This is a genomic window from Chloroflexota bacterium, from assembly GCA_014360805.1.
Classification (GTDB): Bacteria; Chloroflexota; Anaerolineae; order DTLA01; family DTLA01; genus DTLA01.
On the sequence record JACIWU010000079.1, the window covers coordinates 1 to 13,418 of the forward strand.

Here is a 13,418-nt window from a genome sequence, read left to right on the forward strand (position 1 = left end):
ACCTGAAGACGAAATCGGCTCGGCGGCTGCGCTCAACATCGCGCTGAACGTGGCGCTCATCCCGCGTTGGGGGATAGATGCCGCCGCGTGGAGCAAGGTCGCCGCCTACGCCCTGCTGGCCGTGATCACGTTCGTGGCGGGCCAGCGCGTGTATCCCATCCCGTGGGAGGGGCGGCGGGTGGCCCTGATGGTGGCGATGGGCGCGGCGACCTGGGCGGCGTCGGCGGTGGTGCTGGGGCCGGCGCCGCTGGGGTTGCGGGCGGCGGCGCGGCTGGCGCTGCTCGCGGCGTTCCCGGCCCTGCTGTGGCTGGCGCGCTTCCCCACCGCCGACGAGCGGGGCTACGTGATGCGATTCCTCGCCAACCGCCGCGACGCTCTTCGCACACAAGGGCACAAAGACACAAAGGGGTAAAGGCACGGAGAAACCCTCTGTGCCCTTGGTGCCTCTGTGTGGGATACTCCCTCGCGCGGATGTTTTTCTGCCCCAAGAGCGGTGCTTTGGAAAATCTCGGCCTGGGTGCTACAATGGGAGCACTGTGCACACCACGGAGAGGGCATGGACGTACTGGAAGGCTTGAACCCACAACAGAGGCAAGCGGTAACTTGCGCCGAGGGGCCGGCGCTGGTGCTGGCAGGGCCGGGCAGCGGCAAGACCCGCGTCCTCACCCATCGGGTGGCGTACCTGGTGCGCGAAATCGGCGTGCGGGCCGGGAACATCCTGGCCGTTACGTTCACGAACAAGGCCGCGCGCGAGATGAAGGCGCGCCTGTCGCACCTTCTCGGCGCCGAGTGCGAGGCGCTCACCATCGGCACGTTCCATGCCACCTGCGCCCGCATCCTGCGGCGGGAAGGCGCGCTCCTCGGCTTCGCCCCTTCCTACACCATCTACGACGAGGACGACCAGCAGGCGGTCGTCAAGCGCATCCTCAAGGAGATGAACCTGGACGACAAGGTGTATCGCCCCGGCGCCGTCCTGTCTGTCATCTCCAAGGCCAAGAACGACCTCATCGGCCCGGATGAGTTCGTGTCCAATTCCTACAGGGAAGAGATGATCGCGCGCATCTATCGGCGCTACCAGCAGGCCCTCAAGGAAAGCAACGCCATGGATTTTGACGACCTGCTGACGAACACGGTGGCCCTGTGGCAGCAGTTTCCGGACGTTCTGGAGCGGTACCGTCGCTGGTACCGGTATGTCCTGGTGGACGAGTTCCAGGACACCAACGCGGCGCAGTACGTGCTGCTGAAGCAACTGGCGGCACAGCACCGCAATCTGTTCGTGGTCGCCGACGAGGATCAGTCCATCTACTCGTGGCGGGGCGCCGACTTTCGCAACATCCAGCGGTTCCGCGAGGACTTCCCCGAAGCCCCCACCATCCTCCTGGAACGGAACTACCGCTCCACGCAGACGATTCTGGATGCCGCCAACGCCGTGATTTCCCAAAACCTCCGCCGCACGCCCAAGCGTCTGGTTACGGATCGGGGCAGGGGGACGCCGCTCGTCGTGCACGAGGTTTACGACGAGCAGGAAGAAGGCCAGTACGTGGTGCGGGAGATTCAGCGGCTGGTGGGGGAAGAGGGCTTCCGGCCCGGCGACTGCGCGGTGATGTACCGCACGAATGCCCAATCCCGCGCGGTGGAAGAGGCATTCGTGCGGGCGGGGATGCGCTACAAACTGGTGGGGGCGACGCGATTCTACCAGAGGCGCGAGATCAAGGACGCGCTGGCCTATCTGCGTATCGTGTACAACCCGGCGGACTCGGCGAGCCTGGGCCGCGTGATCAATGTGCCACCTCGGGGGCTGGGGGCGCAGACAGTGGAGGCGCTGTTCGCCTGGGCGGGCGAGCAGGGCATCTCGGTCTGGGAGGCGCTCCACCGCCTGCGCCAGGCGGAACAGGGGGACGAACCGATGGCGCATCCCCTGTCGGCGCGCGCCGTGAAGCCGCTCCTGGCTTTCCAGGCCCTGTGGGAGAGCCTGGTGGAAGAGAGCAAGGCGCTGGATGTCGCATCCATCCTTCAACTTGTGCTGGAGCGAACTGACTACCAGGCCTATCTCAACGACGGTACAGAGGAGGGGCGCGACCGCTGGGACAACGTGATGGAACTGCTGAACGTCGCCAGCCAGTACGCCGGCATGGAGAACTCGCTGGGCGTGTTCCTGCAGGAGGTGTCGCTGGTGGCCGACGTGGACGAACTGGGCGAGCAGCCCGATGTGCCCGTGCTGCTCACGCTCCACATGGCCAAAGGGCTGGAGTTTCCGGTGGTGTTCATCATCGGCCTGGAAGAGGGCATCCTGCCGCATTCGCGCTCTTCGGGGTCGCCTGAGGAGTTGGAGGAGGAGCGGCGGCTGTTCTACGTGGGCATGACGCGGGCCAAAGACCACCTGTATCTGATGCATGCGTTTCGCCGCGCGTCGTACGGGCGGAGCGCGCCCTCGCAGAAGTCGCGCTTCCTTCGCGATATTCCGCGCCACCTGACGGGTGGCGAGCGCAGGACGTGGCCCACGCGCCCTGCCGTGTCGGCATCCAGCGTGCGCTTCCGCACTGTTACCCAGGCCCCGCGCCACGACCAGCGCCCTGCGCCGCCGTCCGCGCCGACCTTCGCCCCGGGCGACAAGGTCGTGCACCCCAAGTTCGGCGTGGGGACTGTGATTGAATCCCGGATCGTCTCCGACGACGAGCAGGTTACCGTGGCCTTTCCATCTAGTGGTGTCAAGGAACTTCTGGCGCGCCTCGCGAAACTGGAGAAGGTGCGCTGAAAGCGGAAAACAGGTATAATACCCAAAAGCCCCACGGAGGTTAGGAATGCGACGACGAGGTGGAGTCATCCTGAGCATGGTTCTGTTGCCGCTCCTGGTGCTCCTGGGCTATTTCGTGATGATGCGCTTCCAGGGTTCGTTTGAGGGATTCCGCTCGCCGCTCAAAGGCGCGCTTCCGGAAGCGGCGTCCACAAGCCCCGTGGTGCAACAAGTGGTGTACGTCATCGTGGACGGCCTGCGTTACGACACATCGCTGGAGATGCCCTTCCTGAACGGCCTGCGACAGAAGGGCACTTACGCGGTGATGCACAGCAAGCCGCCCTCGTATTCGCAGCCCTCGTGGACAACGCTGGTTACCGGCGCGTGGCCCGACATCAACGGCTCCCCGCCCCTCAACGCGGAATACGAGGACATGAAGCCCATCGGGGTAGACCACCTCTTCGCGGCCGTGCGCCGCGCCGGCATGACCAGCGCCATCACCGGCTTCATCTGGTGGGAGAAGTTGGTTCCCCAAGACCTGCTGCAAGACGGCTTCTACGTGGAGGGTGAGGATGACGCCGCCGACCGCGCCGTCCTGGCCAAGGCGCTGGAGTTCCTGACAACCGTTCGCCCCAACCTGCTGCTGGTGCACCTGGATCAGGTAGACCACACGGGCCACCTGTACGGCGGCGAGAGCGCCGAGTACCGCCAAGCGGCCTACGCGGTGGACGGGATGATCCAGCAGATTGCGGCGGCTCTGGACCTTGAGGAAAGCGTGCTCGTCGTCGTCTCGGACCACGGGCACATCAAGCGGGGCGGCCACGGAGGGCACGATGCTGTCGTGCTCAAGGAGCCTTTTGTGATGGTGGGCAAGGGCATCGTGCCGGGCGACCTGGGGGACATAGAGCAGACCGACGTGGCGCCGACCATTGCGGCGCTGCTCGGCGCGGCTCCGCCCTCGGCCAGCCAGGGGCATATCCTGCTGGACGCCCTGGACCTTACCGTGGAGCAAAAGACCGAGAAACTGGTCTCCATGGCCCACCAGCGCATCGCCCTGGGTAACCTGTACCTGGACAGCATCGAGCAAGGGGCGCTGAGCGACGTGGCTCCGGGCGATGCGGCTGTGGCCCAAAGTTCCATTGAGGTGCGTAACTACGAAAGCGCGGCCCAACTGGCGCTCTATGCCATTGACCAGGTGGACTCGGAGATGGAGATCGCCACCGAGCGCCGCCTGCTGGCCGAGCGTGCCTACCGGCGTGTCTTCGCGGTCCTCGCCGTAATCCTGCCGCTGTACCTGGTGTACCGCAAGCGGAGCGTGCGGGTTGTCTTCCTGGCGTTTGCGGCGCTGGTGGCGCTGGCGGTCTATCACGCCAACTTCATCCGTTCGGGGAACGTGTATTCGCTCAGCACGATCACCGGCCTGGATCCTTTCCTGATGGACACGCTCAAGGGCACGGCTCTGGGGCTTGGCGTCGGCGCACTCATCGTTGCGGCGCGCCTGTGGGTGGAAAAGGAGCGGTCCTGGCTGAACATTGCGAGCGCCACTTACGGGTTTGTGTTCCTGACGCTGTATCTCATCGGCATCCAGTTGGCGGTGGCGTATCTGTACAACGGGTTCACCATCACGTGGCATCTGCCCGATTTCGCCGTGGGGTTCTTGCAGTTTGTGGCCATGATCCAATGGGTACTTGTGGCGGCCATCGGCCTGGTGCTGCCGGTGATTACGCTGGTGCTGAACGGCGCGCTGCCTCGCCTCATCTGGAAGGCGGGGCCGAAGGTGCGCCTATGGCTGACCCAGCGCCGTAAGGCATAATTCCATGCGCGTTGTGGAGACAGGTTTTGATGCGGGTTTTCATCACAGGGTGTAACGGACAACTGGGGCGCAGTCTGGTGCCGCTCCTTGAGGGCGAGATTCTGTGCGGTGCAGACCTGCCCGACTACGACATCACCGATGCGGCCTCGATCCGTCGGGCCATCGTGGAGTTCGCGCCGGATGTGGTGATTCATGCGGGGGCCTTTACCAACGTGGACGCCTGCGAGACCGACCCCGATACCGCCTACCGCGTGAACGCCCTGGGCACGCACAATGTGGCGCTGGCGTGCCTGGAATGCGGCGCGGAGATGGTATACATCAGCACCAACGAAGTGTTTGACGGGACGAAGGATGCCCCCTATCTGGAGTTTGACGCGCCCAACCCCATCAACACCTACGGGCGGACGAAATGGGCGGGCGAGCAGTGCGTCCAGCGGTTCCTGCACCGCTACTACATCGTGCGCACGGCGTGGCTGTACGCGCGGGGCGGCAACAACTTCGTCGCGAAGATCATCCGGGCGGCGGACGAGCGCGGGGCGCTGAACGTGGTGAGCGACGAGTTCGGCTCGCCCACCTACGCGCCGGACCTGGCGGAGGCCATCGTGAAACTCATTCGCACGCACCACTACGGGGTGTATCATTTCGTGAACGAGGGCGTCTGCTCGCGCTACGAGTGGGCGGTGCGCATTCTGGAGTTGGCGGGGCGCGGCCACGTGCCGGTGAAGCCCATCCATGCGTCGGAATGGAAACGGGCCTCCAACCCGCCGTGCTACGCCCCGCTGCGCAACTTCTGCGGGGCGGCGCTGGGCATCACGCTGCGCCCGTGGGAGCAGGCGCTCGCGGACTATTTCACGGGATAGCGAGCGCGTAGGGCGGCTATCCATAGCCGCCGGCGGTTGGGCCGCGTCGGGTATGCAAACCCGATGGTCGGGTATGGGAACCCGACCTACGAGCACGTAGGGCGGCTATCCATAGCCGCCGGCGCTTGGGCCGCGTCGGGTGTGGAAACCCGACGGTCGGGTATGGAAACCCGACCTACTAGGCGCGGAGCGCGCAGAGAAAGGCGAGCAAAGGCTCTGTTCTCGCGGCGTCTCCGCGGTGAAATCGCCTGGTGAGGGAGCACTTGTCCGATCCGAGGGTATCGGTCATCATCCCAAACTGGAACGGGGCGCGCTACCTGGTAACGTGCCTGGACAGCCTGCGCCGGCAGACCTACACCGATTTTGAGACCATCGTCGTGGACAACGCCTCCACGGACGAGTCGGTGGAATTGATGCAGCGCGAGTATCCGGAGGTGCGGCTGATTCGGCTGGACGAGAACCGCGGCCTGACCGGAGGGGTGAACGCGGGCATCCGCGAGGCGCGCGGCGAGATCATCGTGCTGTTCAACAACGACACCGAGGCCGACCCGAACTGGCTGCGGGAACTGGTCGCGGCGCTGGATGCTCACCCCGAAGCCGGCATGGCCGCCACCAAGATGCGCCTGTTTGACCGACGCAACGTGATTCATTCGGCGGGCGACTTCTACCGCACCGACGGCATCCCCGGCAATCGCGGCGTGTGGGAGGAAGATTCAGGCCAGTACGATGACGATATCTGGGTGTTCGGCCCGTGCGGCGGCGCGGCGGCGTACCGTCGCTCGCTGCTTGACGAAATCGGGCTGTTTGATGAGGACTTGTTCATGTACTGCGAGGATGTGGACATGGCCTGGCGGGCGCAGTTGGCGGGGCATCGGTGCGTCTTCGCGCCCAGGGCGGTCATCTACCATCGGCTGAGCGCGACGGGCGGCGGGAAGATCGCCAGTTTCTACACGGGCCGCAACACCATCTACGTCATCGCAAAGGACTACCCCGCCGATTTGCTGAAGAAGCACTGGAAAGATATTATCCGAGCGCAGTGGCGGGTGGCGCGAGAGGCGCTGCGGGCCTGGCGCGGCGAGGCGGCGCGGGCGCGCCTGCGGGGCATCCTCGCGGGCATCGCGCGCATCCCGCTGGCACTGCGCAAACGACGCCAGGTGCAGCGCATGCGCAAGGTCTCGCTCCAGGATTTGGAGGCGGTGCTCACGCCCGTGCGCAAACAGGAGACGGCATGAGTTCTCAGGAAGCCTATTTGACCATCGTGATCCCCGCTTACAATGAGGAGAAGCGGCTCCCGTCAAATCTGGAGAAGGTGCTGGCGTTCGCGCAGGCCCAACCCTACGAGACGGAGATCATCGTCGTGGACGACGGGAGCACCGACGGCACGGCGGCGGCGGTGCGGCAGTTCATGGGCCGACACCCGCGCCTGCGGCTGATTGAGAACGACCACCGCGGCAAGGCCTACACCGTGCGCACGGGGATGCTGGCGGCCACGGGCAAGCGGGTGCTGTTCACCGACGCCGACCTGCCCACACCGCTGGAAGAATTGCCGAAACTGTTCGCGGCCATGGACGCGGGGTACGATGTCGTCATCGGCTCGCGCGAGGGGCTGGGAGCACGGCGCGTCGGCGAGCCAAGGTACCGCCACTTCATGGGGCGCGTCTTCAATTTCGTCGTGCGGCTCATCGCCCTGCGGCAGTTCCAGGACACGCAGTGCGGCTTCAAACTGTTCACCCGCGAGGCCGCGCATGACCTGTTCCGCCGCCTGCGCCTGTACGGCGAGGATGCCAAGCCCGCGAAGGGCAGCGCGCTGACCGGCTTTGACGTGGAGGTGCTGTATCTCGCCGTCAAGTACGGCTACAAGGTCAGGGACGTGCCCGTGGAGTGGCACTACGGCGAGAGCAGCAAGGTGCACCCCCTGCGGGAATCCATCCGCATGTTCCAGGATGTGGTGCGCATTCGGCTGAACGACTGGCGCGGGCGGTATCGCCGGCCGGTGGCGGCCAAGGGGCAGATGGGGGGGCCACCCCCCGACGCGCGCGATTGACCGAAAGAAGGCCGCCAGTCGGCATATTGTCCGGTAGAAACGTCTGTGTAGGGGAGGAGAAGACGAGCAATGACCGAGCGAATTCACATCTGCGTGGCCTGGCCGTATGTCAACGGGGACTTGCATTTGGGGCATCTGGCCGGCGCGTATATCCCTTGCGACATCTTCGCGCGCTACCAGCGGTTGCGGGGGCGCGAGGTGCTGATGGTATCCGGCAGCGACACCCACGGCACGCCCATCACGGTGCGCGCCGAGGAGGAAGGCATCACCCCGCGTGAGGTGGTGGATCGCTACCATCCGCGCGACATTGAGGCCTACCTGAAACTGGGGGTCTCGTTTGACCTGTACACGGAGACCGACACCGAAAACCATTGGGCGGTTACCCAGGACGTGTTCCTGACGCTCCTGCGCAACGGATATATCTACCGCGACGTGATGGACGCGCTGTACTGCGATCACTGCAAGAAGTACCTGCCCGACCGCTACGTGGAGGGGACGTGCCCGCATTGCGGCAACCCCAGCGCCCGTGGCGATCAGTGCGACAAGTGCGGGCGCACGCTGGACGCCATTGAACTCCTGGAGCCGCGCTGCCGCTTCTGCGGCCACCGACCCCGCATTCGGCAGACCGAGCATTTCTTCCTGGATCTGCCCAAACTGCGCCCGCGGCTGCTGGAATGGCTCCAGGACGGCAAGGAGCATTGGCGGCCCAACGTGCTCCAGTTCACCCTGAACATGCTGAACGACCCCGAACTGCGGGGGCGGCCCATCACCCGCGACATCCCATGGGGGATACCCGTGCCCGTGGAGGGGTTTGAGGACAAGCGCATCTACGTCTGGTTTGATGCCGTCATCGGCTACTTGGCCGCCACGAAAGAGTGGGCCAAACTCATCGGCGAGCCGGAACGCTGGCGCGATTGGTGGCAGGACACGGGCACGCGCAGTTACTACTTCATCGGCAAGGACAACATCCCCTTCCACACCGTCATCTGGCCTGGGATGCTCATCGGCTACGGCAACCTGAACCTGCCTTACGACGTGCCCGCCAACGAGTACCTGACGCTGGAGGAGAAGACACTCAGCAAGAGCCGACGGTGGGTCATAGAGGTGCTGGATTTCCTGTCGCGCTACGACCCCGACACGCTGCGCTACATCCTGTCCATCAACATGCCGGAGACGCGGGACACGAACTTCTCGTGGGGCGAATACGTGCGCCGAACCAACGACGAGTTGGTGGCCACCTACGGCAACCTGGTGCACCGCACTCTGTCCTTCGCCCAGCGGAACTTTGAGGGCCGCGTGCCCGAGCCGGGCGAACTGGGCGAGGCCGACGCCGCAATCCTGGCGCGGGCCGATGGCGCGTTCCAGACGGCGGGCGACCTGCTGGAGGGGTGTAAGTTCAAGGCCGCCATCACGGAGATCATGGCCGTGGCCCACGAGGCCAACCGCTACCTGGACGCCAAAGCGCCGTGGTTCCAGATCAAGGAGGACCGCCGCGCCGCCGCCACGACGATTTACACCTGCCTGTGCGTGATCAACGACCTGAAGGTGCTGCTGGCGCCCTTCTTGCCGTTTTCGTCCCAGCGGCTACACAAACTCCTGGGCTACGAGACCGACATCTTCGGCAGGCAGTACACCGAGGTGGTGCAAGAGGCGACGCGCTCGCACCTGGTGCTGCGCTACGACGGGAGCGCGCTGGCGGCGCGGTGGGAGCCGAGCCGCCTGCCGCCCGGGCAGAAGTTGCCGCCGCCCAAGCCGCTATTCAGCAAACTGGACGACTCCATCGTGGAGCAGGAACTGGCGCGCATGTCCGGTGGGGCCTAGCGTCGGAGTCGGGAGGGTTGGCGTTGAACTCACCCAGGGGGGATGTCCGAAGCCTGGGGCTCGCCGTCATCCTGACGGTTTACGTGCTGACGGCGGGCCTGTACGCCCTGCGCACTCCCCTGTGGCAGAATCCGGACGAACCCGCCCACTTCAACTACATCCGCCACATTTGGGATGAGGGCCAACCGCCGGTGCTCCAGATGGGCGACTATCCGCACGCCTACCTGGAGGACATCAAGGCGCGGCGCTTCCCGCCGGACATGCCCATAGACCCCATCCGCTACGAGTTTCACCAGCCGCCGCTGTACTACCTCATCGCTGCGCCTGTGTACGGCCTGGCGGGAAGCGCCCCCCTGTCCGCGCAGGTGCAGGGCGTGATCGCGGCCCTGGGCGCGCCGAGCGATTGTGGGTGGCCCCTGGGGGCGCAGGTGCTGGCGTTGCGGCTCCTGTCGGTGGTGTTCGGCGCGGCCTCGCTTGCGCTCTGCTATCGGCTGGCGCGGCTCATTTTCCCGGAGGATGGGCTGCTGGCGCTGCTGGCGACGGGCCTGGCCGCGACCGTCCCGATGCATGTGGCCATGACGGCGGCGGTGAACAACGACGGCCTGGCCAATCTCCTGCTGCTCTGGACGGTGCTCCTGCTGCTTGGGGCATGGCGCGGGGGCAGAGCCGCCTCGTTGTGGGCATGGGCGCGGGCGGGCGTGGTCATGGGCCTGGCGATGCTAACCAAGTCGTCCGCGTATGTGGCGATCCCGCTGGCGCTTGCGGCGGTGGCGCTGGCCCCGCGGCGGCAAAGGCGCGTGGCGGGGGCGCGCGCGCTGGCCGTCTTCGGCCCGGCGCTGGCGCTGAACCTGCCGTGGTACATCCGCAACGCCGCGGTGTACGGGGGGCTGGACATCCTGGGGCTGGAGCGGCACGGTGCTATCGTGCTGGGGCAACCGACCACGGCGGACTGGCTGGGCCGACTGGGCTGGGGCGGCCTGGCGCGCGAATTCGCCGTAACGACGTTCCGCAGTTTCTGGGCGCAGTTCGGCTGGATGGGCGTCCTGGTGGATCAGCGCATCTACCAGGCGCTGGCGGTGGTGTCGTTACTGGCGCTCGCGGGGCTGTGCCTGTTCCTGCTGCGGGCGGCGGCCAATCGCGGGATGCTGTCGGGGTTCCAGTGGAAGGCGCTGGGGTTCCTGGGGCTGTGGTTGGGACTCACGGGCGCGGCCTACCTGTGGTACAACGCGCAGTTCGTGCAGCACCAGGGGCGCTACCTGTTTCCCGCCATGCCCGCCATCGCCCTGGGGATGGCGCTGGGCCTGCGAGAGACGTTTCGCCCCACGCGGGCGCGCCTTCTGGCCCTCCTGAGCGCGTTGGGCATCGCCGCCAGCCTGGCGATGGTCGTGTTCACGGGGCGCGCGTTCAAGACGCTGTCGCTGCTGTTGGGCCTGTCGGCGCTGGGGTATATCGCGGTGTGGCGGCTTGGCCCCGCGCGGGCCTGGATATGGCACGTGGCCGCCTACGTGCTGTTCGTGGCGCTGGACTTCATTTGCCTTTTCGGGTATATTGTTCCATACTTCACAGGGTAGCCGGGGTTCCGGCAGGGGTGCGGAGATGGGCTTTTGGGAGCGGGTGCTGAACATCTTGACGGGCGGCAAGGGCGTGGCCGACCCGATGATCTACTGGGTGTACGCGCGGTGCGACAAGTGCGGCGAGCCGCTGAAGGCGCGCGTGGACCTGCGCAACGAGTTGAGCGCCGAGTTCGGCGAAAGGCGCGAGGATACGGTGTACACCACGCGCAAGGTCCTCATCGGGAGCGGGCGATGCCACGCGCCTGTGGAGGTGCGCCTGACCTTTGACTGGCGGCGCAATCCGCTGCGACGCGAAATCTCGGGCGGGTCGTTCCTCACAGAACAAGAATACTGGGCTGAAACGGCCCAACGTCAGGATTCAGGAGAGTTTTCGTAACCATGCCACGCATTCAAGATGACATCAAAGATGATCGCAAGGAAATCTGCGTCTTCAGCGGCCAGGCGCATCGGGCGTTGGCGCTGGAAATCTGCGAACACCTGGGCATACCGCTGTCGCCGTCGGTTACCCGCAAGTTCAGCAACGACAACCTCTACGTGCAGTTGCAGGACAGCGTGCGCGAGAAGGATGTGTTCATCATCCAGCCCCTCACGTATCCGGTGAGCGACAACCTGGTGGAGTTGCTCCTGCTGCTGGACGCGGCCCGAAGCGCCTCGGCGGGGCGCGTTACGGCGGTGCTCCCCTACTACTCGTACAGCCGCTCGGACAAGAAAGATGAGCCGCGCATCTCCATCGCGGCCAAACTCATCGCCGACCTCATCCACACGGCAGGGGCGAATCGTGTCCTCACGATGACGCTGCACTCGCCGCAGGTGCACGGGTTCTTCCAGATGCCTGTGGATCACCTGACGGCGCACCCCGTGCTGGCCACCTACTACCGCAAGCGGGATTTATCCGACACCGTGGTGGTGGCGCCCGACATGGGACACGCGAAGCGGGCCTTCGCCTTCGCGCGGAACCTGGGAGTTGCCGTGGCCGCAGGGACCAAGAAGCGCCTGACCGACGAGACCGTGCACATTGAGACCATCATCGGCGACGTGCGGGGCAAGCGGGCTATCCTGTTTGACGACGAGGTGGCGACGGCGGGGTCGGTGGTAGAGGCAGTGGCGCGGCTGCGGGAGATGGACGTGCGCGAGGTGAGCCTGTGCTGCACGCATGGGGTGTTTTCCGGCCCCGCCATCCCGCGACTGCTGGCCACGCCCGAGATTTACGAGATTGTAACGACGAACACCGTGCCCATTCCCCCGGAGAAGCGAATCAAGGACATGCAGGTGCTGTCGGTGGCGCCGCTGTTTGCCGAGGCGATTCACCGCATCCACACGGGGCAATCCATGACCACGCTGTTTGAGTACTAGCGGGGCCGGCCGCGCCGCTCGCCCGGCCCAGACGGCGGCTTCGCCGCGGAAGAAGCACGACCCGCCATCAGTCCAGCGGGCTGCGGACGGCCTTCGGGCCCTTGTTGAGGACGTGGGTGTAAATCATTGTCGTCTTGACATCTTTGTGGCCTAGTAGTTCCTGCACCGTGCGGATGTCGTAGCCGTTTTCGAGCAGATGTGTGGCGAAAGAGTGGCGGAATGTGTGCGGTCCAACGGGTTTGGCGATGCCTGCGCGTCTGGCTGCCTGCCGGACAGCGCGCTGCAACCCGCTGGGATCCAGATGATGGCGTCGCACAATCCCCGTGCGTGGATCTCTGGACAGGCTCACGGAGGGAAAGACATACTGCCAGGCTAGTTCCTTGTCCGCGTTGGGATACTTGCGGGCGAGGGCGAAAGGCAACTCTACCGAGCCATATCCCCGCGCTAGGTCCTGCTCGTGCAAGTGTTTCACGTACATCAATTGGGCTTCTAGCGGTTCCACCAAAGATGCGGGGAGCAAGGTTACGCGGTCCTTTTCCCCCTTCCCATCCCTTACGATGATCTGGTGATTGTCAAAGTCAATGTCCTTGACGCGCAAGCGGTGGCATTCCATCAGGCGGATCCCAGAGCCGTAAAGTAGTTTTGCCATCAGGAGATGTGTCCCCCGCATGAAGGAGAGAACCCGCATCACCTCGTCCTTTGACAAAACGGTGGGCAACCGTTTGGGGCGTTTGGCGCGTAGCACGCGGATCGGCGTCTCCACATCTATGTTGAGCACATTGCGATAGAGGAACAACAGCGCGGCCAGGGCTTGGTTCTGCGTAGATGCAGAAACGTTCTCGTGCGTGGCGAGGTGGGTCAAGAACGCCTCAATCTCGGGAGCGCCCATTTCGCGTGGATGGCGCTTGTTGTGGAAGAGGATGTAGCGGGTAACCCAGTGGACGTAGGTTTTCTCGGTGCTGTAGGAGTAGTGCTTCAGGCGTAGGGCGTCGCGTAACTGATCTAGGAGTTTCTTGGGTTTTCGCGGCGGCAGATCGTTCATGTATTCATAACCCCCTTGACTTTGCCAGGAACGTGTGCTAGAATATGCACACAAGGCTATCCTACGCGTGGTATACAGGAGATTCTGGGTCTGCACATGCGGCGATTCTGCCGCATAGCAAGGTTCTCTGGGTATATTATACGGAGATTTTTCCGTATAACAAATTGCAGCATAATA

General features: G+C 64.8%; 11 protein-coding genes. 10 read left to right on the top strand and 1 reads right to left on the bottom strand.

The window, feature by feature from the left end:
• The 10 genes from H5T65_11725 to H5T65_11770 form a co-directional block, all read left to right on the top strand.
• Window positions 1–412, top strand: a 412-nt coding sequence (locus H5T65_11725; GenBank protein ID MBC7259903.1) for a polysaccharide biosynthesis C-terminal domain-containing protein, incomplete at its 5' end; no start/stop codon positions are given.
• A 144-nt stretch (window positions 413–556) separates the two neighbouring features.
• Window positions 557–2,755: a UvrD-helicase domain-containing protein gene (locus H5T65_11730; protein ID MBC7259904.1), complete on the top strand. Its 2,199-nt coding sequence runs from the start codon at window positions 557–559 to the stop codon at window positions 2,753–2,755.
• Window positions 2,756–2,801: 46 nt separating this feature from the next.
• On the top strand, window positions 2,802–4,547 hold the full coding sequence (locus H5T65_11735) for an alkaline phosphatase family protein (GenBank protein MBC7259905.1): 1,746 nt from the start codon (window positions 2,802–2,804) through the stop codon (window positions 4,545–4,547).
• Window positions 4,548–4,576: 29 nt separating this feature from the next.
• Complete coding sequence (gene rfbD / locus H5T65_11740; GenBank protein MBC7259906.1) at window positions 4,577–5,407, top strand: dTDP-4-dehydrorhamnose reductase; 831 nt, start codon at window positions 4,577–4,579, stop codon at window positions 5,405–5,407.
• A 263-nt stretch (window positions 5,408–5,670) separates the two neighbouring features.
• Entirely contained in the window at window positions 5,671–6,639 is a 969-nt protein-coding gene (locus H5T65_11745; protein MBC7259907.1) for a glycosyltransferase family 2 protein, read from the top strand.
• Entirely contained in the window at window positions 6,636–7,451 is an 816-nt protein-coding gene (locus tag H5T65_11750) for a glycosyltransferase family 2 protein (GenBank protein MBC7259908.1), read from the top strand. Before H5T65_11745 ends, H5T65_11750 begins: the two co-directional genes overlap by 4 nt.
• Window positions 7,452–7,520: 69 nt before the next feature.
• Window positions 7,521–9,272 carry a methionine--tRNA ligase gene (gene metG / locus H5T65_11755; GenBank protein MBC7259909.1) on the top strand — a complete coding sequence of 584 codons (1,752 nt, stop codon included), beginning with the start codon at window positions 7,521–7,523 and terminating at the stop codon, window positions 9,270–9,272.
• 23 nt (window positions 9,273–9,295) lie between these two features.
• Entirely contained in the window at window positions 9,296–10,843 is a 1,548-nt protein-coding gene (locus H5T65_11760; protein ID MBC7259910.1) for a glycosyltransferase family 39 protein, read from the top strand.
• Between the two features lie 25 nt (window positions 10,844–10,868).
• A complete protein-coding gene (locus tag H5T65_11765; protein ID MBC7259911.1) occupies window positions 10,869–11,222 on the top strand; it encodes a hypothetical protein in 354 nt (117 codons plus the stop codon).
• A 2-nt stretch (window positions 11,223–11,224) separates the two neighbouring features.
• Entirely contained in the window at window positions 11,225–12,199 is a 975-nt protein-coding gene (locus tag H5T65_11770) for a ribose-phosphate pyrophosphokinase (protein MBC7259912.1), read from the top strand.
• 67 nt (window positions 12,200–12,266) lie between these two features.
• On the opposite strand, the gene H5T65_11775 is transcribed toward H5T65_11770, so the two are convergent.
• A complete protein-coding gene (locus H5T65_11775; GenBank protein MBC7259913.1) occupies window positions 12,267–13,241 on the bottom strand; it encodes an integron integrase in 975 nt (324 codons plus the stop codon).
• Between the last annotated feature and the right edge of the window lie 177 nt (window positions 13,242–13,418).

Bases quoted from the DNA above. Each gene is read 5' to 3' on its own strand.
- H5T65_11775 (MBC7259913.1), bottom strand. From the start codon at position 13,241: ATGAACGATCTGCCGCCGCGAAAACCCAAGAAACTCCTAGATCAGTTA.
- H5T65_11770 (MBC7259912.1), top strand. From the start codon at position 11,225: ATGCCACGCATTCAAGATGACATCAAAGATGATCGCAAGGAAATCTGC.
- H5T65_11750 (MBC7259908.1), top strand. From the start codon at position 6,636: ATGAGTTCTCAGGAAGCCTATTTGACCATCGTGATCCCCGCTTACAAT.
- H5T65_11730 (MBC7259904.1), top strand. From the start codon at position 557: ATGGACGTACTGGAAGGCTTGAACCCACAACAGAGGCAAGCGGTAACT.
- H5T65_11765 (MBC7259911.1), top strand. From the start codon at position 10,869: ATGGGCTTTTGGGAGCGGGTGCTGAACATCTTGACGGGCGGCAAGGGC.
- metG (MBC7259909.1), top strand. From the start codon at position 7,521: ATGACCGAGCGAATTCACATCTGCGTGGCCTGGCCGTATGTCAACGGG.
- rfbD (MBC7259906.1), top strand. From the start codon at position 4,577: ATGCGGGTTTTCATCACAGGGTGTAACGGACAACTGGGGCGCAGTCTG.
- H5T65_11735 (MBC7259905.1), top strand. From the start codon at position 2,802: ATGCGACGACGAGGTGGAGTCATCCTGAGCATGGTTCTGTTGCCGCTC.